This is a genomic window from Bradyrhizobium sp. 142, assembly GCF_023074015.1.
In the GTDB taxonomy this organism is placed as follows: Bacteria; Pseudomonadota; Alphaproteobacteria; order Rhizobiales; family Xanthobacteraceae; genus Bradyrhizobium.
The window spans coordinates 1-1,248 of record NZ_JADPKQ010000231.1 but is presented as its reverse complement, the minus strand read 5'-3'; the positions used below and the strand labels follow the sequence as shown (position 1 = coordinate 1,248).

At 58.3% G+C, this 1,248-nt stretch carries 1 pseudogene; it reads right to left on the bottom strand.

The annotated features are described in order from the left end of the window. Nucleotides 1–196 precede the first annotated feature (196 nt). Nucleotides 197–1,054 (bottom strand): annotated as a pseudogene (locus tag IVA82_RS21705) (IS110 family transposase); the annotation flags it as partial. Nucleotides 1,055–1,248: the final 194 nt, after the last annotated feature.

The window sequence follows — 1,248 nt, the reverse complement described above, 5'->3', positions numbered from 1 at the left end:
TCTGTTGGGCCATCCCCACTCCTCTCGAAAAAGGAGCGAAGTCCGGCTGATTCGCGGATCACCCAACGGCGTTCATCACGCCCGTCCACAGCCCTGTTACCCTGGTCGCCATCGACCGGAACAGGTGGTCGTCATCCACCGGAAACGGTGGTCGCCTTCAACCGGAAACCCTGGTCGCCATGGACCGGCGCGCGCACCGAGGCCAACTCTGACGCTGCAGAAGTACGGCTCTGGCGCCCTGAATGAACAGCGTTCGCAGGTACCGATTACCGCGCCTCGATATGCGCCCGAGAATGGTTCGATCGCCGGTCGAGATTTGCTTCGGTACCAGACCAAGCCATGCTGCAAAGTCCCGGCCCTTATGGAAGGCATCACCGGTTCCGATGGCGGCGACCATCGCGCTTGAGATGATCGGCCCGACGCCGGGCGCACTCATTAGGCGGCGACAGTGTGGATCTTGATCAGCGAGTTCGTTGATTTCTTTCGTCATTGACGCGACCCGTCGGTCGAGATGGCGCCAGTCCTCGGCCAAGTCTTGAATGAGCTGGATCACTCGAGGCGATAAGTTGTCTTTTGGCGCTGAGAGAATTTGAGGAAGTGCCAGTCGGAGCGCTGCCGCTCCTTGCCGGACTGGCAGCCCTCGCTCAAGCAAAAAGCCTCGGATTTGGTTGATGACCGCGGTTCTTTGCGTCACCAATCGACTGCGAACTCTGTGCAGTGCCTGCAAGTCAAGTTGCTCGGCCGACTTCAATGGGACAAAGCGCATGGTCGGGCGCTGCGTCGCCTCTGCGATGGCTTCGGCATCACGGAAGTCATTCTTGTGGCCCTTGAGGTATGGCTTCACATACTGTGCCGGCAAGAGCCGTACTTGATGGCCTAATTTCTCCAGCTTGCGCCCCAGGTGGTGTGCTCCTGAACAAGCCTCCATTCCGATCAGGCAGGCTGGAACATTAGCCAGCGACTGCTCAAGCTGATTTCTCGATCGCTTCTTGCGTAGGATGATTGCACCCGTGGCATCGAACCCCACCACATGGAATGTGTTCTTGCCTAGCATTACAGTTGTCTTCTTGATTTGACGTGAGCGCGTTGAGCGGCAGCCTGATGAGCTCTGCGCCAGAAAGACCATGCGATGATACGTGCGGGTTGAATACGCTTTCGAGCAAGCCTGATGGCGATGCGGCGGATTTCCTGGATTGACCAACGGATCAGTGGCGGCGTGGTTATGCTTTGGCTTTTGCCGGGGGGCGA